Source organism: Nonomuraea sp. CX421 (genome assembly GCF_059358955.1).
The window spans coordinates 58,867-79,860 of record NZ_JCADBK010000034.1; the positions used below are offsets into that span (position 1 = coordinate 58,867).

Annotated in this window: 17 protein-coding genes; 5 read left to right on the forward strand and 12 right to left on the reverse strand. The window is 71.6% G+C overall.

The features are described 5' to 3' along the window. Position 1 precedes the first annotated feature (1 nt). From AC5L3X_RS36250 to leuE, 9 genes are all read right to left on the reverse strand, one after another. Positions 2-2,812 carry an AfsR/SARP family transcriptional regulator gene (locus tag AC5L3X_RS36250; protein WP_494863102.1) on the reverse strand — a complete coding sequence of 937 codons (2,811 nt, stop codon included), beginning with the start codon at positions 2,810-2,812 and terminating at the stop codon, positions 2-4. Between the two features lie 7 nt (positions 2,813-2,819). Next, the gene (locus AC5L3X_RS36255; RefSeq protein ID WP_494863103.1) at positions 2,820-3,566 is read right to left on the reverse strand and encodes an isocitrate lyase/PEP mutase family protein; all 747 of its coding nucleotides are present in this window, start codon (positions 3,564-3,566) and stop codon (positions 2,820-2,822) included. Next, positions 3,563-4,666 (reverse strand): cytochrome P450, encoded by a 1,104-nt coding sequence (locus tag AC5L3X_RS36260; RefSeq protein ID WP_494863105.1) that lies wholly within the window; start codon positions 4,664-4,666, stop codon positions 3,563-3,565. The genes AC5L3X_RS36255 and AC5L3X_RS36260 overlap by 4 nt, the downstream gene beginning before the upstream one ends. Before the next feature lie 46 nt (positions 4,667-4,712). Next, the gene (locus AC5L3X_RS36265; RefSeq protein WP_494863107.1) at positions 4,713-5,384 is read right to left on the reverse strand and encodes a DUF998 domain-containing protein; all 672 of its coding nucleotides are present in this window, start codon (positions 5,382-5,384) and stop codon (positions 4,713-4,715) included. Beyond that, positions 5,381-6,595, reverse strand: a complete 1,215-nt coding sequence (locus AC5L3X_RS36270; protein ID WP_494863109.1) for a glycosyltransferase — start codon at positions 6,593-6,595, stop codon at positions 5,381-5,383. The genes AC5L3X_RS36265 and AC5L3X_RS36270 overlap by 4 nt, the downstream gene beginning before the upstream one ends. Before the next feature lie 78 nt (positions 6,596-6,673). Beyond that, a complete protein-coding gene (locus AC5L3X_RS36275; protein ID WP_494863110.1) occupies positions 6,674-7,474 on the reverse strand; it encodes a DMT family transporter in 801 nt (266 codons plus the stop codon). A gap of 36 nt (positions 7,475-7,510) precedes the next feature. After that, positions 7,511-8,131 (reverse strand): DedA family protein, encoded by a 621-nt coding sequence (locus AC5L3X_RS36280; protein WP_494863112.1) that lies wholly within the window; start codon positions 8,129-8,131, stop codon positions 7,511-7,513. 364 nt (positions 8,132-8,495) lie between these two features. Continuing rightward, a complete protein-coding gene (locus AC5L3X_RS36285; RefSeq protein ID WP_494863114.1) occupies positions 8,496-9,110 on the reverse strand; it encodes a VC0807 family protein in 615 nt (204 codons plus the stop codon). A gap of 299 nt (positions 9,111-9,409) precedes the next feature. After that, the gene (gene leuE / locus AC5L3X_RS36290) at positions 9,410-10,066 is read right to left on the reverse strand and encodes a leucine efflux protein LeuE (RefSeq protein ID WP_494863116.1); all 657 of its coding nucleotides are present in this window, start codon (positions 10,064-10,066) and stop codon (positions 9,410-9,412) included. Positions 10,067-10,321: 255 nt separating this feature from the next. On the opposite strand from leuE, the gene AC5L3X_RS36295 reads away from it, so the two are divergent. Together AC5L3X_RS36295 and AC5L3X_RS36300 are read left to right on the forward strand one after the other, a co-directional pair. Further along, positions 10,322-12,145 (forward strand): M14 family metallopeptidase, encoded by a 1,824-nt coding sequence (locus AC5L3X_RS36295; protein WP_494863118.1) that lies wholly within the window; start codon positions 10,322-10,324, stop codon positions 12,143-12,145. Positions 12,146-12,419: 274 nt separating this feature from the next. Beyond that, positions 12,420-13,817 carry a carbohydrate-binding protein gene (locus AC5L3X_RS36300; RefSeq protein WP_225264241.1) on the forward strand — a complete coding sequence of 466 codons (1,398 nt, stop codon included), beginning with the start codon at positions 12,420-12,422 and terminating at the stop codon, positions 13,815-13,817. 20 nt (positions 13,818-13,837) lie between these two features. On the opposite strand, the gene AC5L3X_RS36305 is transcribed toward AC5L3X_RS36300, so the two are convergent. After that, complete coding sequence (locus tag AC5L3X_RS36305) at positions 13,838-15,442, reverse strand: molybdopterin-dependent oxidoreductase (RefSeq protein WP_494863120.1); 1,605 nt, start codon at positions 15,440-15,442, stop codon at positions 13,838-13,840. A 227-nt stretch (positions 15,443-15,669) separates the two neighbouring features. Between AC5L3X_RS36305 and AC5L3X_RS36310 the strand changes: the two genes are divergently transcribed. Next, a complete protein-coding gene (locus AC5L3X_RS36310; protein ID WP_225264242.1) occupies positions 15,670-16,938 on the forward strand; it encodes a putative hexosyltransferase in 1,269 nt (422 codons plus the stop codon). Here AC5L3X_RS36310 and erm read toward each other — a convergent pair. Further along, entirely contained in the window at positions 16,927-17,652 is a 726-nt protein-coding gene (gene erm / locus AC5L3X_RS36315) for an ErmE/ErmH/ErmO/ErmR family 23S rRNA (adenine(2058)-N(6))-methyltransferase (RefSeq protein ID WP_494863128.1), read from the reverse strand. The two genes, AC5L3X_RS36310 and erm, sit on opposite strands and share 12 nt — an antisense overlap. A gap of 436 nt (positions 17,653-18,088) precedes the next feature. Here erm and AC5L3X_RS36320 point away from each other — a divergent pair, with 436 nt between their 5' ends. Both AC5L3X_RS36320 and AC5L3X_RS36325 read left to right on the forward strand, forming a co-directional pair. Next, positions 18,089-18,943, forward strand: coding sequence for a hypothetical protein (locus tag AC5L3X_RS36320; RefSeq protein ID WP_494863122.1), 855 nt, complete (start codon positions 18,089-18,091; stop codon positions 18,941-18,943). Between the two features lie 46 nt (positions 18,944-18,989). Then, the gene (locus AC5L3X_RS36325; RefSeq protein ID WP_494863124.1) at positions 18,990-19,670 is read left to right on the forward strand and encodes a helix-turn-helix domain-containing protein; all 681 of its coding nucleotides are present in this window, start codon (positions 18,990-18,992) and stop codon (positions 19,668-19,670) included. Here AC5L3X_RS36325 and AC5L3X_RS36330 read toward each other — a convergent pair. Beyond that, on the reverse strand, positions 19,627-20,709 hold the full coding sequence (locus AC5L3X_RS36330; protein WP_225264243.1) for an AI-2E family transporter: 1,083 nt from the start codon (positions 20,707-20,709) through the stop codon (positions 19,627-19,629). The two genes, AC5L3X_RS36325 and AC5L3X_RS36330, sit on opposite strands and share 44 nt — an antisense overlap. Positions 20,710-20,994 lie beyond the last annotated feature (285 nt).

Sequence of the window (20,994 nt, forward strand, 5' to 3'; positions counted from 1 at the left end):
CCTACCGTTCGCTGACGAGCCGGGCGAGCGCCTCCCGCCCGTCGTGGATGCGCTCGCGGATGGTGTGCATGCTGTACCAGCCGTCGGGGCAGTCGGCCTCGGCCTGCGCCAGGCAGGAACGCGCCTGTTCGACGTCACCGTGGAGCATCGCCACCTCCCCCAGACCCAGCTGCGCCCACGCCATCGTGTCGCCCGAGCCTGCCCGTCGCGACAGCTCCGCGGCCCGCAGGTAGCCGGCCCGCGCGGCCGCCAGGTCACCCATGCGGCTCACCGCGTCGGCGCCGCGGCACAGGCTCTCCGCCATGTCCGGCAGCGAGCCGAGCTCCCGCGACACCTGCAGCGTCTGCTCGGCCAGAGCGTGCGCGGTGGCGTGATCGCCCTGCTCGAAGGCCAGGTCACCGAGTCCCGCGAGCACCAGCGTGATGCCCCACCGCTCGCCGAGCTCCCTGAAGATGGCCAGCGCCCGCTCGAACTCGGCTCTGGCCTCCTCGGGCTCGCCGGCATCCTGCAGCATGAAGGCCACTCCGCACGCGGTCAGCGCCCGCTGCCACGGCGGCAGGGACTCGCCCGAGCTCTTGAGCAGCGCCAGCACGACATCGACGTCACCGGGCGGCCCGGTGAACATCGACCGCATCATCGTCAGGAACTCCAACTTCGCGGGCATGTAGTCCGAAGGAGAGGAATGCCGCAGGCCGTCCAGGGGGCCGCGCAGCGCGTCGTCCGGCTCGCCGTTCCAGGCGGCGACCAGCATGGACAGCGTGTACTCCTCCTCCAGGCCGTCGGGGGCGCCGAGGGGCAGCGCGGCCAGCAGCTCGTGGGCCAGGCGGGCACTGGCCTGCCGGTGCCCCCGCATCCACCAGTAGCAGGCGGCGTTGGCCAGCAGCCGCAGGCCGAGCTCGCCGCGGCCCGACTGCGCCGCCCACCGCACGGCCGCGATCATGTCGTCGCTCTCGTCGTCGAGCAGGGCCAGCCACTCCAGCTGCTCGCTCCGGCGCAGGTGAGGATCGGCCTCGGCCACCAGCTCCGCGTAGTGGACGGCGTGCGCCTCGCGCATCGCCTCGGTCTCGCCCGCCTCGGCCAGCCGTTCGGCGCAGTAGGCGCGGATCGTCTCCAGCATCCGGTAGCGGCCGTCGACCACCTCGACCAGCGACTTCTCCGCCAGCGCGAACAGGGTCTCCTCCGGCAGCCCGCAGACCCGCTCCGCCGCGGCGGGCGTCGCGCCGTTGACGAACACGGTCAGCCGGGCGGCCAGCAGCTGTTCGCTCTCGTCGAGCAGGTCCCAGCTCCACGCCACGACCGCCCGCAGCGTCTGGTGACGGGGGAGCGCGGTGCGGCTGCCACGGGCCAGCAGCCGGAACCTGTCGTCCAGCCGGTCGGCCACGTCGGCCACGGACAGCGTGCGCAGCCGGGCCGCGGCCAGCTCGATGGCCAGTGGCAGACCGTCGAGCGCCCGGCAGACGCTCACCACCCGCGCCAAGTCGTCCTCACCGGCCACGAACCCCGGACGCACCGCGGCGGCCCGATCGGCGAACAACCGCACGGCCGGGTAGTCGAGCGGGTTCGGGGCGCCGGACGGCGGCAACCGCAGCGGCGCCACCGGCAGGATCGACTCGCCGGTGATGCCGAGCGCCTCGCGGCTGGTGGCCAGCACCCGCAGCCCCGGGCAGGCGGCCAGCAACCGGTCGGCCAGCTCGGCTACAGCGGCGACGAGATGCTCGCAGTTGTCCAGGACCAGCAGCAGCTCCCGGCCGGCGAGCGCGGCCGTCAGGCGCGCGACCGGATCGACCATCGGCCGCTCCGGTCCCGAGAGCAGCGCGTCGTGCAGGTCGAGCGCGGCCAGCGCCGCCTTCGGCACGTCCGCCCCGTCGTTCACCGGCGCCAGCTCCACCACGCACACGTCGCCGCCGGCCCGCTCCGCCGTCTCCATGGCCAGCCGCGTCTTGCCGGCACCGCCCGTGCCGATCAGCGTGACCAGCCTGTTCGCGCGCAGGCGGGTGCCGACCTGGCTCAACTCCTCGGAGCGACCCACGAAGCTGGTGAGCTGCGCGCGCACGCCCTGTCTGGACACGCCGGCCGCGGGGCCCAGCGCCGGTTCGGCCCTGAGCACCGCCAGCTGGGCGGCCGACAGCTCGGCGCCCGGCTCGACGCCCAGCTCCTCGCCCAGCAGGCGCCTGGCCTTCTGGTAGACGGCCAGCGCCTCGGCCTGGCGGCCGCTGCCGTAGAGGGCGCGCATCAACTGAGCGTGCAGCCGCTCGCGCAGGGGGTGGGCGGCGGTCAGCTGCCGCAGCTCGGCAGCCAGCTCGCGATGGCGCCCCAGCTCCAGCTCGGCCTGGACGCGGTCCTCGACGGCGGCCAGCCGCAGCTCCGCCAGCCCCGCCGCGGCCGCCTCGGCACGCGGGACGTCGGCCAGCGGACGGCCGCGCCACAGCTCCAGCGCTTCGCGCAGCAGCGTGGCCGCGTGCCGGGCATCGCCCGCGGCCAGCGCTCGCCGGCCCTCTCCGGCCAGCCGTTCGAACCGCCGCGCGTCGACGTCCTCCGGGTCGGCCGCCAGCCGGTAGCCCGCCGGGTGGAACTCGATCCGGTCCCGGCCCAGTGCCTTGCGCAGCCGCGACACCTGCGACTGCAGCGCGTTGGCCACGCCCTCGGGCGGCCGCTCGCCGTACAGGTGGTCGACGAGGTGCTCGGCGCCGACGACGCGCCCCGCGTCGAGCGCCAGCAGGGTGAGCAGTCCGCGCACCCGGGGGCCGCCGAGCGAGACCGGCGCTCCGTCGTCGCCCACGACCTTGGTCGGGCCAAGGATTTCGAAGCGCATGCCCCGATTATCGTGGCTGAGGCAGGATCGCGGCGATCTCGCCATAGGTCGGCATCGGTGGCGCATCCCCACCCCGTACGGCGAGCACGGCGGTCAGCGCGCCCCGCAGCGAGGCCCGGTACAACAGCGACCCGGTGCTCACCCTGGCCACCCCGGCCCCGGCCAGCTCCGCCAGCGTCGGCCCATCCGGCTGGTACAGCACGTTGACCGGCAGCGACGTGCTCTCCACCACCCCGGCGATCTCCTTCAGCTCGGTCAGACCGGGCACGAAGACGCCGTCGGCGTGCCCGTACGCGCTCACCCGCTCCCGCGTGTCGCCGGTCCCCAGCCAGCACGTGTCCGTGCGGGCGTTGACGAACACGCCGTGGCCCAGCGCGGCCTCGATGATCTCGCGCTGCGTCTCGATCGGGCGCAACGTCCCGTCGGGACGGCCGTCCTCCAGGTTGACGCCCGCCACACCCAGCGCGGCCAGCGCCGCGACCAGATCGGACACCTCGGCCGGGTCGTCGCTGAAGCCGCCCTCGACGTCCACGGTGATCGGCACGCCGAGGCCCGTGAGCTTCCCGGCCAGCTCGATCGTCTCGGCCTTCGTGGCGCCCGCCGCGTCGGGCTTGCCGTGCGCGGCGGCCACGCCGAGACTCGTGGTCCCGATCGCCGCGAACCCGTGGGCCGCCAGCATCGCCGCCGAGCCGTAGTCCCAGGCGTTGGGCAGCAGCAAGGGGTCTCCTGGCCGATGCAGGTCACGAAATCTCACGCCATCACCGATCCCTCGACCCCGGCCGCACCGATCCCGGCCGCATCCAACCCGGCCGCATCGATCCCGACCACATCCGACCTGGCTGTATCAGCCCCGGCCCTCAGTCGGGCGTCGAGCACCCCGGCCGCCAGGGCGAAAGCGTGCGCCGAACCAGGGCAGGGCCGCACCCCGGCGCCGAACGTCAGATGCGGCGTCGGCCCCCGCGAGCCGTCGAACCGCCCGGGATCGGCGAACACCTCGGGATCCCGGTTCACGGCGACCAGGTCGATCACCACCTCGTCCCCGGTGCCCCGGTCGACCCTGCGCGTGACCTGGAGCGGAGGATCGTGCCGCAGCGTCTCGTGCAGCAGCCCGTCGACGCCCCGGTCCACCGGCCCGGAGTCGGACTTCTGATGCGGGTCATCTCCGTGAGAGAGGCGCATGCCGCTTCCGGCGGAAGCGTGGGCCAGGGCGTTGCGGATCAGGCCCTCCGTGGCGGCGTGCGCCTGGAGCAGGAGCGTCAGCACGGCAACGGCGTCCCCAAAGCCCCCGTCCCCATAGTCGCCGTCCCCACCGCCGTGGCCCTGGCCTGCGTCCTCGGGGCTGTGGCGGCCTGCGACATCGGGGACCCCAGTGGTGCGGTGGTCGGCGCTGAGGCGGCCTGCGCCGAGGACGCCGGTGATGTGGTGGTCGGTGGTGTGGTGGCCGGCGCGGAGGCGGTCGCCGGTCAGGAGGGAGAGCAGCGAGGTGACCGCGGCGTCCGCGTCGGGGCTCTCCTCGCCGGACAGGTAGCCGGCCGCCACGGCCTCGACCAGCGGCACGGGGACGGGAGCGCCAAGCGCCGCGCCGAGCACGGCCGTGGGAACCCCCTCCCAGGATCCGCCGCGTGCCAGGGTCGCGTCACGGGCGGCCCTTCTCAGCGCGGCCGGGTCGATCGCGGCCAGCCGTTCGGCCAGCGCCCGCCGCCGCTCCGCGTGGACCTGCCCGCTGCTGAACCTGGAGACCCGCTCCCGCAGCCAGCCCAGCGTGTACGGCGCCGCCCCCCGGCGCACGGGCGGCGGCACGTAACGGGGGTCGGAGAGGACCGCGACGGCCTCGTGGTGACGTGTGATGACCATGCGGTCCACGCTAGGACGGAATCCCTTCGTTCCCCGTCGAAGCATGTCAGGCGGCGAGAGAACGTTCAGACCGCTCGGTCCGGCGCTCGGGCGCGGCGACGGCGGCGGCCGCGGCAGGGCGGGCCCGCGCGGACGTCAGCGCCATGACCACGATCAGCCCGATCTCCGCCAGGACGAGTCCGCGTTCGAGCAGCCCGTAATAGGCACCGCCGTTGATCAGGGACGAGACGAACGAGGCCGGATGCGCGGCCAGATAGGCGGCCAGCGTCAGCGCGGACGTCAGGCTGACGGCCCTGACCAGGTTCCAGCGCGGCATGACCTCGCGCGCCCTGGCCAGGGTCCACCCGGCGACGGGCAGCGCGGTGAAGACGACGGCGGCCGACCACCGGTGGATCTCGCCGCCCAGCGAGTTGACCTCCGAGAAGGCGGGGTCGGTGGGGAAGAGCGCGCTCAGCATCAGGCCCGCGGCGGTGGCCAGCAGCAGCACCCGCGTGGCGGCGGCGCGGGCGGGCTCACGGGCCGCCAAGCCGTAGGCGAGGAACAGGCAGGCGGCCGCGAGGGCCAGCATGCCGATCAGCACGGGGACCATGCCACCGGGAACGAGGGCGTAGTCGCTGATCAGCGTCTGCCCGGGCAGCGTCACCTCCGTGTAGGTGAGGCAGGCCACGGCGGCCAGGGCGCTGAGTACGGTGGCCCAGCCGGTGCTTCTGGGGGTCATCGCGTCACCTCATCGTAGATCCGCTCGAACCGGGCGAGAGAGGTCTGATGGTCGTGCGTCAGGGCGAGCTCGCGGCTGGCCCGGCCGAGACGGGCGCGCAGCTCGTCGTCGGTCAGGATGGCGGTGAGGTGGCCGGCCAGCCCCATCACGTCGCCGGGCCGGAACAGATAGCCGTTGCCGTCCACCAGGTGCGGCAGCGCCATCGCGTCGGCCGCGACCACCGGCAGGCCGCTGGCCATCGCCTCCAGGGTGGCGATGCTCTGCAGCTCGGCCACGCCCGGCATGGCGAAGACGTCGGCGGCGGCGAACGCCTGGGGCATGTTCTCGTCGGCCACGAAACCGAGGAAGGACACCCGCTCGCCGATCCCGATCCGCGTGGCCAGTCGTTCCAGTTCGGCCCGCTGGCTGCCCTGCCCGACGATCGCGACCTGGGCGTCGGTGTCGTTGAGCACGTACGGCAGCGCGCGCAGCAGCTCCGTGAGGCGCTTCTCCTCGTCGAGGCGGCCGACGAACAGCACGGTGGGGCGGTCGGGCAGCCCGAACAGCTTGCGCGCCCACGCCTTGGGCTCGGCGTGCGGGCGGAACCTGGCCAGGTCGATGCCGCACGAGACCGGCTCCACCTCGCGGGTGAAGCCCTGGCGGCCGAGCAGTTCGGCGGCCAGCGGCGTGGGCGTGGTGACGCGGTCGGCACGGCTGAAGATCCGGTTGAAGTCGCGCCAGGCCAGCCGGCCGGCCCGTGCCCTCAGCCGGTCGGGGATGTGGCCGAACTGGAAGAGGTTGTCCGGCATGAAGTGGTTGGTCGCCACCACCGGCACCCCGCGCCGCCGGGCGGCGGCGATGGCGGCCCGGCCGACCACGAAGTGGCCCTGGGCGTGCAGCACGTCGGGGGCGATGGCCGCGACCAGGCGGTCCAGCCGGGCCGGGACCGCGACCCGCATGGTGGGGTGGACGAGCAGCGGCGCCGAGCGCAGCCGGTGCACGATCACGCCTTCGATCACCTCGGCGGTGGCGGGTCCCTCGTCCGACTGGCAGATGACGTGCACCTCGTTGCCCCGGCCGGCCAGACCCGTGGCCAGGCGGTGGGTGAAGTAGGCGGCGCCGTTCACGTCGGGCGGGTAGGTGTCGGTGGAGATCAGCACCCGGCGCGGACGCGAGGGGACGGGGGCGAGGTCCGGGACGTCGGCGACGGTGCTGTGCAGCGGCATGGCCATGGGGAGGACTCCAAGTTCGGGGCGCCGGCCGAAGGGCCGGGACGCGGTCAGGAGGGGGATCGGGGCGGGCGGGGCAGGTCAGGGGCGAGCCTCCAGCGGGGTGGTCCTGGCCAGCGCGACGGTCCCCGCCGCGGCCAGCGCCGCGGCGGCGATCGGGACGACGCCCGTCGGCAGCGGCTCGCCGAGCAGCAGCGCGCCGAACGCGACCGCGGTGAGCGGGTCGGCGATCTGCAGCGAGGCGAACGAGACGCCGAAGTGGCCGACGGCGTAGGCCCGCTGCAGCATGGCCAGCGCCAGCAGCGCGGGCACCGGCAGGGCCAGCAGGTACCACCAGTTCCAGGTGCCGTCCACCAGCACCCGCACGAGCGTGGCGGTGGCGCCGTACAGCACGCCCGAGCCGGTGGCGAGCAGCGCGGCCCGGCCGGTCGCCGAGGCGATCTTCGAGCCCGCCCACAACAGCACCGCCGCGGTGCCGGAGACGGCCAGCAGCGTGACCACCCCCGCCGGAGCGAGGTGGGTCGGCCCGTCCGACTCCGGCACCAGCAGCACCAGGCCGATCAGCCCGGCCGCCACCACGCCGGCCGCGGCCAGCTCACCGCGCGAGGGCCTGCGGTCGTGCAGCGCGGCAGCGATGGGCAGCGCGAAGAGGAGGCTGGCCACGCCCATGGGCTGCACGACGGTCAGCGGGCCCAGCCCGAGAGCGACGATGTGCAGGCCGCCGCCGGCCAGGATGGACGCCCCCCCGACCAGCCAGCGCGGCCTGCGCAGCAGCGCGCGCAGCCCCGCCGTGGTGCCGGCCGCCTCGTGCTGCTGCAGGGCGGCCCCGAGCGCGAAGAACAGCGATCCGACCAGTGCGATCAACGCGGCCAGCGCGGTCATTCCGACTCCTCTCAGCTGGATGGTGCCCGGGCGGGGTCAAACGGACGTGTCCACCGGGAGGCGCTCAGGAGAAGCCTGCGTGGCGCCGCGTCGCCGCCGGATCCAGCGCACGGCCTCGACGACCCCCGTGACGGACAGCGCGACGCCGAGGCCGAGCAGCAGCCCCTTGAGGGGGTCGTTCTCGAAGGCCATCCCGCCGAAGAACCCGATCAGGCCGGAGTACACCGCCCACGAGGAGGCGGCGATCGCGTCGAAGAAGGTGAACGAGCGCAGCGGATACCGCACGGCGCCCATGGTCATGGTGGTGGCGGTGCGCCCGCCCGGGATGTAGCGGGCCACCACGAGGATCTGCCCGCCCCGCACGGCCAGCGTGTTCCGCGCCCAGACGAACGGCCCGCGCTCGCGCAGCCTGCCCCCCGACCTGTCGCCGATGAGATAGGAGACGTGGTCACCGGCGAACGCGCCGAGGGCGGACACGAGCATCACCAGCGCCAGGTTCGTCTCCCCGGAGGCGGCGAACACCCCGGCGGTGATCACGGCCGTCTCGGCGGGCACGATCGGAAAGAACCCGTCGAGCAGGGCCAGCGCGAACAACGCCACGTACAGCCAGGGCGACGACATCGCCTGCTGGACCAGGTCCAGGACGGCGTGCGACATAAGAGGGAACTCCGATCGTTGGGGGCGCACTGCACAGCCTGTAGGCGCGCGATGCCGTACGACATCGGGGACACCCCCGGTCGAACGCGGAACCATCCCCGAGAGGGATCAGGGCTCGCACCCTGTGACCCCGGGGAATCCCGCTGATCGCACCCCCCAGAACCTGGTCAGGGTCCGCACCTCGACCGCCGGTGACATGTTCGATCAAACCGGACGGACAGGCCGAGCACAGGAGTGCACGTATCCGCATTCGCGGTGGGGCTGGCCCTACCGTGGCGGGGGATTCCGCTCTACCTCCACCGCCCAGAGGAGACGCGCGACGGAGGAGACGCGTGAGGGAGGAGACGCGCGGCCGGTGAAGCGCTCAGGCGTGGGCCACGTGCAGGCGGCGCAGCAGCCGCTTGAAGGCGAAGATCGAGAAGGTGATCGCCAGCCCGCTGATCACGGCAACGGCCGACGTCCGCAGCAGCATGAAGGTGCCGAGTGACTGGTGCAGAGCCAGCCAGATGCTCACCGTCGAGTTGGCCAGCAGCACGAACGCCCACAGCAGCGTGATCCTGGCGAAGAACCTGCGCACCCGCTCGTGTCGGAGCACGGCCGAGGGCAGGTGGATGTAGTCGAGCGTGAGTTTCTGCACGAGTGGCCGGTTCAGCCGCACCGAGGCCAGGAAGGCCATGCTGATGCAGATCGTGCCGAGCTCGGGCTGGATGAAGTAGACCACCCAGCTCCCGGTCCAGAACCCCACGGCCGCCCGGGCGGTGATCGCGATCGCGGCCAGGATCATCGTGGCCGGCACCCGGATTCCTCTGATCAGCCGCCACGCCACCCCGAGGTAGACCCAGGAGACGGCCGCGATCAGCGCGCCGGTGAGCCCCAGCACCGCGAGGGCCGCGTAGAAGACGGCGAGCGGCGCCACCACTCCTTCGAGCAGCCGGGGGATCGCCTGACGCGCGAGCGTGCTGAGGCGTGGCAGGGCCACCGGGGAATGGTTCAAGGCTACTCCGCAGATAGGTCGATGACCGGCGACTACCCGGGCTTCGGAGGACCAGGCTTGCCGGATGGACCGCTCGGGGTTACCTCAAGGTCACCCCGGCGCGGGTGGCGGTGCACCGCTGGCTTACCGTACCTGACGGATCGCGGGGCCACTGTCTCTTTCGGCACGCTCCAACAGAGTCGGTATACCCGGACAAATCACCACACATCCCGTACGACTTCCGCACTGGGCGGTCCCCGGCCTCCGCGACCCGCGGCTCCGGCTCAGCTCAGCTCCGGCTCAGCTCAGCTCAGCGACGTGGTGGCGAGCTTGGCCCCGAAGCCGAGGAACACCGCGCCCACCCCCGAGGTGAGCCCGGCGCTCAGGCGGCGGCGCGAGCGGAACTGGCGGGCCAGGAAGGTGCCGCCGAAGATCAGGGCCGTCAGGTAGAGAGCGCTGAAGATCTGGATGATCGCCCCCAGGATGAGGAACGACAGCGCCGGCGTGGCGTAGCCCGGATCGACGAACTGGATGAAGAACGAGACGAAGAACAGGATCGCCTTCGGATTGAGCAGACTGATCGTGAGCGCCTTGCGGAACGGCCGCGGATGCCGGGAGACGACCGGCGGCCCGGAGGTCTCGCCGGTCGGCGGCTCGGCGCGCCACGCCCGCCAGGCGCCGCGGATCATCTGGAAGCCGATCCACGCCAGATACCCGGCTCCCGCGTACTTCACGATCGTGAACAGCACCGGGTTCGACCGCAGCAGCGAGGCCGCTCCCGCCGCGGCGAGCGCCATGAGCACGGTGTCACCGACGAACACGCCCGCGGCGGCCCGGTAGCCCTGGCGGACGCCCTGCTGCGCGGCGAGGCTGAGCACGTACACCGAATTCGGGCCCGGCAGCAGGATGATGAAGAACGCGCCGGCGATGTACGTCCAGACGTCGGTGATACCGAAGAACATGCTGGTAGCTCCCGGAGAAGTGATAACAAGTCACGATAGCCGGGAGCACCTGCCCGCCGCTCTCCCGGGAGCCGATGACCGCGACCTTGGTCGTCCGGAAATCCGTGGTTCCGGCCTGGGGCTAAATCGGACGAAAGGTCCCGACCTGGACAGGAAGACCGAGGGGAGAATTGGGTCTTTCCCGGCACCAGGAAGGTCCTCACTCTCGGTTCAGGCACGTGTCAACATCTAGCCCACGTGCCTGAGGAGGACAGGGTGCGACATCGATGGGTCATCCTGCTGGCCGTCCTGGGGCTGATCAGCCTGACCGGCGTCACCGGGGCGGGAGCCTCTGCCGAACCACCGCCGAACAAGTCGTATCGGGTGGAGGGGCCGGCCAACGCCCAGCAACGCAGCGCCGTGGCCGCGACGGGCGCCGCGATCGACGAGGTGGCGCAGGGCTCGGTCCTCGTCACCGCCACGGAAGCCGAGGTCTCCGCGATCAAGAAGCTCGGCTACCGGGTCTCGGAGGTGCCGCGCCCGTTACCCCCGTCCGGTGTCGGGACCTTTGACTTCCCGCCGGCGGACTCGGCCTACCACAACTACGCGGAGATGACGGCGAACATCAACGCGCTCGTCGCCGCCCGTCCCTCCATCGCGAGCAAGTTCGTGTACGGCACGTCGTACGAGGGCAGGCAGCTGATCGGCGTCAAGATCAGCGACAACGTGGGCACCGACGAGGCGGAGCCCGAGGTCCTCTTCACGGCGCACCAGCACGCCCGCGAGCACCTCACGGTCGAGATGGCGCTGTACATCATGCACCTGCTGGCCGACAACTACGGCACCGACACCCGGATCACCAACCTGGTCAACAGCCGGGAGATCTGGATCATGCCGGACCTCAACCCCGACGGCGGCGAGTACGACATCGCCACCGGCAGCTACCGCTCCTGGCGCAAGAACCGCCAGCCCAACAGCGGCTCGTCCGCGGTCGGCACCGACCTCAACCGCAACTGGGCCTACAACTGGGGCTGCTGCGGCGGCTCCTCGGGGTCGACGTCGAGCGAGACCTACCGCGGCGCGTCGGCCGAGTCGGCCCCCGAGGTCAAGGCCGTGGCCAACTGGGTGCGCGGCCGCGTGGTCGGCGGTGTCCAGCAGCTCAAGTCGCACATCGACTGGCACACCTACAGCGAGCTGATCCTGTGGCCGTACGGCTACACGTTCAACGACACCGCGCCGGGCCTGACCCAGGACGACCGGGACGCGCACGCCACCCTGGGCCAGAACATGGCGTCGACCAACAACTACACGCCCGAGCAGGCCAGCGACCTCTACATCACCGACGGCACCATCGACGACTGGCTGTGGGGCGCGTACAAGATCTTCAGCTTCACGTTCGAGATGTACCCGACCGGCGCCAGTCCGGGCTTCTACCCGCCCGACGAGCAGATCGCCCCGCAGACCACGCGCAACAGGGAGGCCGTGCTCCGCTTCCTCGAATACTCCGACTGCGTCTACCGGATCATCGGCAAGGAGTCGCAGTACTGCGGCACCGGCACCCCGCCCGTGACCGTCTACTCCGACACCTTCGAGACCGCCACGGGCTGGACCGTCAACCCGAGCGGCACCGACACCGCGACCTCCGGGCAGTGGGAGCGCGGTGACCCCGAGGCAACCACCTCCTCCGGGGCCAAGCAGCTCGGCACCACGGTCAGCGGCAGCAACGACCTGGTGACGGGCCGCCTGGCGGGCTCCTCGGCCGGGACGTACGACATCGACGGCGGCGTCACCTCGATCCAGTCGCCGCCCATCACGCTGCCCGCCGGAGGGTCGCCGAGCCTGTCGCTGTCGTGGTATCTCGCGCACGGCTCCAACTCCTCCAGCGCCGACTACCTCAGGGTCAGGGTGGTGGGCAACACCACGACGACCGTGCTCCAGCAGGCCGGGGCGGCGTCCAACCGCAACGGCGCCTGGAGCGTGGCCACGGCGAGCCTGAGCGCCTACGCGGGTCAGACGATCCGCATCCTGATCGACGCCGCCGACGCGTCGGGCGCCTCCCTGGTGGAGGCGGGCGTCGACGACGTGCGCATCACCCAGTAGATCCCTTCCGCGCGACGAAGGAGGCCGTCCGCCGCATCCGGCGGGCGGCCTCCTGGCATCTGTTTGGGTCTTGTAAGGATTCGCTGTCAGGGCTACCATCGCGACAACTCTTAGGAAACTTTCCTAAAGAAAAGCCCACCGGCTGCCCTCAGATGGCCCGCTCCCCGGGAAGCGGGCCGGCACGGCCCGCGTTCTCACCCCCCGGCGCGGGCCGTGCGGCACGCCATCATCCCGGACCCCGCACCCCCCAGGGAATGCCATGAGATTTCGTCGCATGTTCCTCGCCTTGGCCGCCGCCCTGGCCATGATCGGAGCCGGACTCGTCACCGGCGCACCGGTCGCGCACAGCGCGGTGGTCTTCGCCGCGCCCCAGTGGCAGGCCTGGACCTCCTACACGGCCGGCACCCGCGTCACCTACAACGGCGTCGACTACGAGTGCGTCCAGAGCCACACCTCCCAGCCCGGCTGGGAGCCGCCCAACGTGCCCGCCCTGTGGAAGGTCGTCAGCGGCGGCCAGAACCCCGGTGTCCCCTCCACACCCGGCACTCCCACCGTGACGGGCACCACCAACAGCTCGATCTCCCTGTCGTGGGGCGGCTCGTCGGGCACCGTCACCGGCTACCGCGTCTACGAGGGCGGCACCGTGCGGGCCACCGTCACCGGCACCTCGGCGTCGATCGGCTCACTGGGCACCTGCACCACGCACACCTACACCGTCAGGGCGTACAACTCGGCGGGCGAGTCGGCGGCCAGCGGGCAGGTGACCGGCACGACCAGCGGGTGCACGGGCGGCGGAGGCGACAAGATGCCCGGCGCGCCCTACCTCTACATGGGCTGGGGCAACCCGCCCGCGCCCGCGAGCGTGATGAGCGCGACCGGCGTGAAGTCGTTCACCATGGCGTTCATCCTGTCCAGCGGCGGCTGCACCCCCGCCTGGGACGGCCAGCGACCGCTGACCGGCGGCGCCGACGCGCAGGCCATCTCCGCGATCAAGAACGCGGGCGGCAGCGTGCAGATCTCGTTCGGCGGCTGGCAGGGCAACAAGCTCGGCCCCAACTGCGCCACTCCGGCGGCCTTCGCCGGCGCCGTCCAGCAGGTCATCAACGCCGTCGGCCCCGCCGTGGTCGACTTCGACATCGAGAACACCGACGAGTTCGAGAACTACACCGTCCAGGACCGCATCCTCAACGGCCTCAAGATCGTCAAGCAGAACAACCCGAACGTGAAGGTCGTCGTCACCTTCGGCACCACCACGAGCGGCCCCAACGCGCACGGCATCCGGCTGATCAACCAGTCGAAGGCGCTCGGCGTGCCGATCGACAACTACACGATCATGCCGTTCGACTTCGGCAGCTCTAACATCTACCAGGACACCGTCAACGCCTCGGAGGGCCTGAAGAACGCCCTGAAGAACGCCTTCGGCTGGACCGACGCCCAGGCGTACGCCCGGATGGGCATCTCCGGCATGAACGGCCTGTCCGACCAGCAGGAGCTGACCACCCCGGCCACCTGGACCCAGATCAGGGACTGGGCCAAGGCCAGAGGCCTGACCAGGCTCGCCTACTGGTCCGTCAACCGCGACCGCTCCTGCCCTGGCGGCGGCGTGGTCTCCAACTGCAGCGGCATCTCCCAGGGCGAGTGGGAGTTCACCAGGATCACCGCCGGCTTCTAGCCGGACGATGACCGCGCGGACTACCTCAGCACGACCAGCTGAGTCGGTTTGACGGGGAGGCCCGGGCCCGGCGGCCGGTACGTCGGCAGGGCCTCCCCGTACTCGTGCGTCCACGCGTGATCCACCAGCAGCCGCATCCGCCTCTCGACGGGCAGCGCCTCGGCGGACGGCCCGCCGGTCTCCGCCGGGGCGCACTCCACGTGGTCCACCGCCAGCTTGGCCACCGCGTCGGCGACCAGCCGGGCGTCCGGCGGGGCCAGATCGCACAGGTCGTCCGGGCCGATCAGCAGCTCGACCTCGGGCGGCATCGGATAGATCGGCCGGGGGATCGCCAGCACCCGCGGCGAGGGCGCCATCGGCAGCCCGTCGCGCACGGCCTCCAGCAGCACCGACCGCGGCGTGCGCCCGCTGAGCACCCCGTCGGCCAGCGGCCAGCACAGCCGGCCCACGTTCGCCTCGTCCTCGCCGCCCGCGTGCAGGCACAGGTACGGCACCAGCGGCACGCCGGTCCCGCCGCCCGGCTGCGCCCAGCCGTTCCCGCAGCCGGTCAGCACCAGCAGCGCCAGCATCGCCCGGTAGGCGGTGTCGGCGTGCGCCGTCTCCAGCCGTCCGGGCACGATCACGCATCGCCCGCCGGTCTGTTCGGCGGTGGCCCCCAGCTCCCGCGCCGCCTTGATCGTGCGCCCGGCCGGCACCCCCGTCAGCGCCTCCTGCCAGGCCGGCGTGTACGGCTCGCGCCGGTCGTCGTAGTCGCCGGGCCAGCAGCCGGGAAGCCCGTCGCGGACCACCCCGTACGCCGCGAGCAGCAGGTCGTACACCGTCGTGGCCAGGTGTTCGCCGTCGCGCACCACCGGCACGCCCCGGTTCAGCACTCCAGGGCCGTCGTCGAAGCGGGGCAGCAGCACCTCGACCGCGTCGCCGCCGTACACGCTCAGCCGCTCCGCGGGCCGCCCCACCACGCCGTCGGCCACGAAGCCGCCGCCGCGCTCGCGCAGCCGCACCAGCAACGGCAGGTCGGTGCGCCGCATCGCGTGCGAGGCGAACGCCGGCCGGTCCAGGAAGAACTCCTTGAGCAGCACGTGGCCCATGGCCATCGCCAGCGCGCCGTCCGTACCGGGCCGCACCACCAGCGTCTCGTCGGACAACCGCGTCGGATGCGGGCCGATCGCGACCACCTTCTGGCCCTTGTAGCGCCCCGCGATCACCCAGGGCGTGTCGGGCGTGCGGGAGAGCCGGTTGTTCTCGCCCCACAGCATCACGTGCGCGGCGCGCGCCCAGTCGTCGGCCTTCGGCCCGCTGAAGTCCCGCCCCAGCATCTGCAGCGGAGCGCTCGGCTGCTCGGTGAGCACCGCGCCGCCGAGGTCGCCGACCAGCCCGGCCAGCGGCGACGTGGCCAGCGCCGCCACCCGGTCGGCGCCGTGCTCGACGGCCGTGTGCACGATCGCGGCGGCGGTCAGCTCGGCCGCCGTGCCGTCGTCGAGCGGGACCCGGCGTTCCCCGCGAGCCCGCTGGTACAACTGCGAGTTTCCTGTGAGTTTCGCCCAGGCGGCGACCGGGTCGCGAAGCCCGACTTTCACCTCGAAATAGAGCCTGACCAGTGCCTGGTTGACGTGCGATCCCCCCATGGGAAAAGTTCAGCACAGAGGGTGATGGTCTATCGCGGTACGACCCGCCATGTCGGGGATAAGAATCACCAGGCGAAGTCGCAGCATCCAGAGGAGTACGGCAGGCTAGTCCCGCCATGGATTACGCAGTTCTCACGGGGATTGTCCTCGTTGCCGGAGTCGTATTCGCCCTGATTGCCCAGTGGCGCGACTGGAGACCACCTCTCCTCGTCGCCATCCTGGTGGGGGTGGCCGTACGCGTGTTGTTGCTGTTCACCGCGGCCAACGACTCCTGGCAGCCCGTCGACTTCGTCGAGAGCTTCCGCCCGGCGGGCGAGGCCGTGCTCAACGGCGAGGACCCCGTGCTGGCCAGCGAGGGCGGCTGGCACTTCCTGCCGACGATCCCCTACGTCTACGGGATCCTGCTCTGGTTCGGCATCCCCTGGGAATACGCCGGCCGGCTGGTCACCGTGGTCGCCGACATCCTGCTCATCCCGCTGGTGGCCAAACTGGCCGGCGGCCCCAAGGCGTCACTGCGCGCCCTGCAGTACGCCCTCAACCCGCTCGCCCTGCTCGTCGCCTCCATCCACGGCCAGGTCGAGCCCGTCGCGCTGGTCTTCGGCGTGGCCGCCTTCGTGGTGGCGCGCGGCCCCGGCTCACCCGACCGCGTCGGCGTCACGACCGACGTCGTCGCCAAGGTGCGGCGGGGCATGGCGGCCTACGGCTGGCGCACCGCGCTGCACCGGGTGGTCGGCCCCGGCGGCATGCTGCACCGGGCCCTGCTGCCCGGCCCCACCGACCGGGCCGACCTGAAGCGCGCCGCGCTGGCCGGTCTGCTCATGGGCCTGGCCCTGTGCGCGAAGAGCTGGCCGATCTGGCTGATCCCCGGCATGCTGCTGCTCCTGCCGCACCTGCGGTCCAGGATCGTGGCGCTCTTCACCACCGGCCTGGTGCCCCTGTTCTTCCTGGCCACGCTGCCGATCTTCGCGGGCACCCGGATCGACCAGATCCCCGACGTCATCGACACCATCCGCGACATCCGGCCGATCGTCGGCGAATGGGGCTGGACTCCCCACTTCACCGGCGGCGACTGGGCCTTGCGGGCCGACCTGGCGTCGTTCGGCACCAACCTCATCTACCTCTGCGTCATAGCCGTGGTGCTGATCTGGCGGCGCGCCGACCCGATCGACATGACCACGGCCATCCTGCTGGTCTTCATGGTCGTCACCCCACGGCTCGGCGCCCAGTACCTCCTGTGGTTCATGCCGTTCCTGATCGCCCGGCCCACCAGGTTCGCCTGGCCGGCGATCATCGGCGTCTCGTTCTGGGCGGCGTACGGCTACATCTACATGACGCAGTTCGACACCGATACCTGGTGGGCGCTGCACGCCGACTGGTCCCGCGCGTCGATCGTGCTGCTGCCGTTGCTGGTGCTGGCCATGCCGTGGGGCCGCCGCGATCCGGCGGCCCCACGGCTCGCCCCGCCCGTCCAGACGCCCGAGCCGTCAGCGAAGTAGCCGGTCCGACAGGACGAGCCACTGGTCGGGATGGACGTGGCCCACCACGGCCCCGCGAGCGATGCCGGCGGCGGCCAGGGCCCCGTCCACTCCCTCGTACCTGGTCCTGAGCGAGGCGCGCAGCGACCCGCCCACCCCGCCGAACCCCAGCTCGACCAGCCGCTGGTAGTCACGGCGCGAGCCGACCAGCGGCTCCGGGCGGCGCTCGATCCGCAGGATCGCCGAGTCGACCGACGGCACCGGCCGGAAGCTCTCCCTGCCGATCCGGTCGCCCAGCCGCCAGTCGAACCACGGCCACGACTCCACCGTCACCAGGCTCCAGCGGCCGTAGTCGCCGGTGCGCTTGCGGGCGTACTCCAGCTGCGTCACCAGCGTCGCCGAGGTGAGCGCCGGAGCCCGCAGACACCAGCGCACGATCTTCGACGTCGCCGAGTAGGGGATGTTGCCGACCACCGCGAACGGCTCACGCGGCGGCCGGGCGGCCGCGAAATCACCCCTGACCACGTCGATCCGGGGATCGTCGCGGGTCTGTGAGGCGAGCCGTCCGGCCAGTCTCGGGTCGAGCTCGTAGCCGACGACCCGCGCCCCGGCCTCGGCCAGCGCCCTGGTCAGCACGCCCTCACCCGAACCTGGTTCGAGCACCAGCCCGCCCGGGGCCGCCGCCTTGACCACCAGGTCCAGGGCCCGCCCGTCGACCAGGAAGTTCTGCGACAGGACGCGCCTGGCTTGATCCCGGGATGTGCGGGCGCCGCTGTTCCTGGCGGCCTTGCCCTGGGTGTGCGAATAGTTTCCGTGCGCGAAATTCTGCGCCACAGCTGCCCTTCCGGGTCCTCGAGATGAATGGAGCTCTCGAAGGGCCCTGGGCGCGCCTGCGGACGCCTTACCCGTTGAACGCGTCCGCTAGCGGGCCAGAGCCCGGCTGTGCCGCAGACGCATGAAGTAGGTCATTTGATGTTGGTACATGCCGGACAGGCTAGGCAGCGGCGAGGACACCGGGCAACGCATTAAACCGCGGCCCTCGCGACGTCGCCTGGACCGGCGCCCAGCGAATGAGGCGGCGCCGAACTCTCCGGACCGACCCTCTCGACGGCAAGCCGCGTGTCCGATTCCGACAAGAGATCTCCGCCCCTCGTCGGCTACCTTCGCGGCCATGGACACACGAGACCGAGCCGAGAGATACCTGCAGGCGCACGGGCGGCTGCTCGACAGGCTCCGATTCGAGGCGCTGTTCGCCGGCGGGTCACGGGAGCGGGTGCTGGCCGCGCTGCGCTGCTACCAGAACTCCGACGGCGGGTTCGGCAACGCCCTCGAACCCGACCTGCGCGGCGCCGGCAGCCAGCCCGAGCCGGTCGAGGTGGCGTTCTGGATCCTGGACGAGCTCGACGCCTTCTCCGACCCCATGGTGCCGGCGGCCTGCGACTACCTGCGGTCGGTGACCGCTGACGACGGCGGTGTGCCGTTCGTGCTGCCCAGCGTGCGCGACACCCTCCGGGCGCCCTGGTGGGAGACCGCCGACGACCCGCCGGGCAACCTGATCCCGACCGCCTCGATCGCGGGGCTGCTGCACGAGCACGGCATCGTCCATCCGTGGCTCGGCCCCGCGACCGAGTTCTGCTGGACGGCCATCGCGAACGTGCGCCAGACCAGCCCGTACGAGGCGCCGGCGATCGTCGCGTTCCTGGACCGGGTCCCGGACCGCGGCCGGGCCGAGGCGGAGTTCGGCAGGCTCCGCGACGCCATCCTGGCGACCGTGGCGTTCGACCCCGACACCCCCGGCGATGCGCACTTCCCGCTGGACTTCGCGCCGTCGCCGCTCCGGCTGCCGCTGTTCGAGGCCGAGACCCTGGACCGGCACCTGGACGCGCTCCTGGCCAACCAGTCCCCGGAGGGCGGCTGGACCGGCAACTGGCCGATGTGGACCCCGCTGGTCGAGCACGAGTGGGGCGGCCACGTGACGGTGGAGCGGCTGAAGACCTTGCGCGACTACGGCCGCCTGTCAGGCTGAGCGGGCCCGCCGCGGTTCTGTCGGTGGGCTCGCATAGCGTGGAGGCATGTACGAGGAACGACCCTCCGTGCCATGGCTCGCCGAGCGCGTCGCCTGCGAGTGGCACCAGGTCGCCGAGACCGACACGACCCAGTTGGTGGTGCCCGACGGATGTGTCGACCTCATCTGGGGGCCTGAGGGGCTTTTCGTGGCCGGCCCCGACACCGGCCCGATGCCCACCTCCATGCGCGCGGGTGACACGTTCACCGGCATCCGCTTCCGGCCGGGCGCCGTCGGCGAGGTGTTCGGCGTGCCGGTCCACTGGCTGCGCGACCAGCGGGTGCCGCTGACCGACCTCGACGCGCTCCCCGAGCTCACGGCGGAGATGCCGGACGAGCGCCTGAGAGCCATGCGGGCGGCGATCACGATGCGGTTTCGGCAGACCTCACCCCCCGACCCGGCGGCTCCGGCCATCGTGGCCGCCCTGCGCTCGGGGCTGTCGGTCAACGAGGTCGCCCGGCAGTCTGGCTACAGCGAGCGGCAGCTCCATCGCCGGAGCGTGGCCGGCTTCGGCTACTCACCGAAGACGTTGCAGCGGATCGTCCGGTTCCAGCGTGCTCTGCGGCTCGCCCGATCCGGGGTCCCTCTTACCGAGGTGGCGTTGATCTCGGGTTACACCGATCAGGCGCACCTGTCTCACGAGGTCAGGAGGCTGAGTGGGGTGTCGCCGCGCCGTCTGACGGCCTAGCGTCCGCGGGCGGGCCGCCGGATATGAGAGCGGCCGCCCACTTCGCGCGGGGGTCGCTGTCGATCAGCAACGCGCGGGTGAGCAGGCTCAGCGGGATCGCCAGCAGAGCGCCGAGCGGGCCGAGGACGAACGCCCAGACGATCAGTGAGATGAACGTCATCGTGGTCGACAGCCCCACCGCGTCACCAAGGAACTTCGGCTGGATGAACGACTGGATCACGACATTGATGATGACGTACGCGGCGATCACCAGCAGCATCTGCTTGGGGCCGTGGTCGAGCAGGGCGAGCATCGCGGGCGGGATGAGTCCGAGAACGAAGCCGATGTTGGGGATGTAGTTGGTGATCAGGGCGAGGACACCCCAGAGCAGCGGCAGCGGCACGTTCAGAAACGACAGGGCCACCACGTCCAGCGCTGAGCAGATCAGACCGAAGATCGTGGAGACGATCAGATAGCGCCGCGTCTTGTGCGCGAACGTGGCGAGCGCGGTCACCAGCTGCGGCTTCCTGCCTTGGCCGGTCGACAGGATCCTGGACGTCGAGGGCGCGTCCAGGCACATCGCGAGCAGCAGCACCACGATCAGGAAGAGACTGGACACCACGCCCAGCGTGCTCGACAACAGGGTCTGCGCGATCCCCAGGATCCGGCTGGGGTCGAGCGTCTCCAGGGACTTGTTGATCTGCTCGTTGCTGATGCCATGGCTGGTGGCGAAGTCCCGGGCGTCGATCAGCAACTGCTGAAACTGATCGGTGTACGTCGGGAGCAGAGAGGCGAGTTGCACGGCCGAGATCGTCAGCACCGCGACCATGGCCAGCAGCACGAGCAACACGATCAGGAACGGCACCGCCACCTGGAGCCAGGTGGGAGCGCCAAGGCGGCCCAGCCAGTCACGCACCGGCGCGACGGCGATGACCAGCACGAGAGCCAGGATGATCGGGCCGAGAATGGACGACACCTCGCGCATCCCGAACAGGACGATCACCGCGGCGGCGATCCCCAGCAGGACGATGACCGCTCTGGGCACGGGTTGATCGAGCACGGCCTCTACCTACCCGTGCCAGGCCGGGAACACCTGTCGGGAGCGGGCAATCCGTTGATTTGACGGTTCCCCAGGCGCTGCATAGAGTTCACCAAGCCCGCGAGGACGACGTGATCGTCGGTCCCACCGAGGGCCACCTTCCTAGCCTGACCAGTGAGCAGATCATCGTGTCCGCGACCAGCCCAGTTGACAGGGGGCGGGTGCTGGAGTAAGTTAGAGGGGTTGCCCTGGGAACGGGGTGGTGTTCGATTTCTGCTGGTCAGACTGGTTCGGGTCAATTTGACA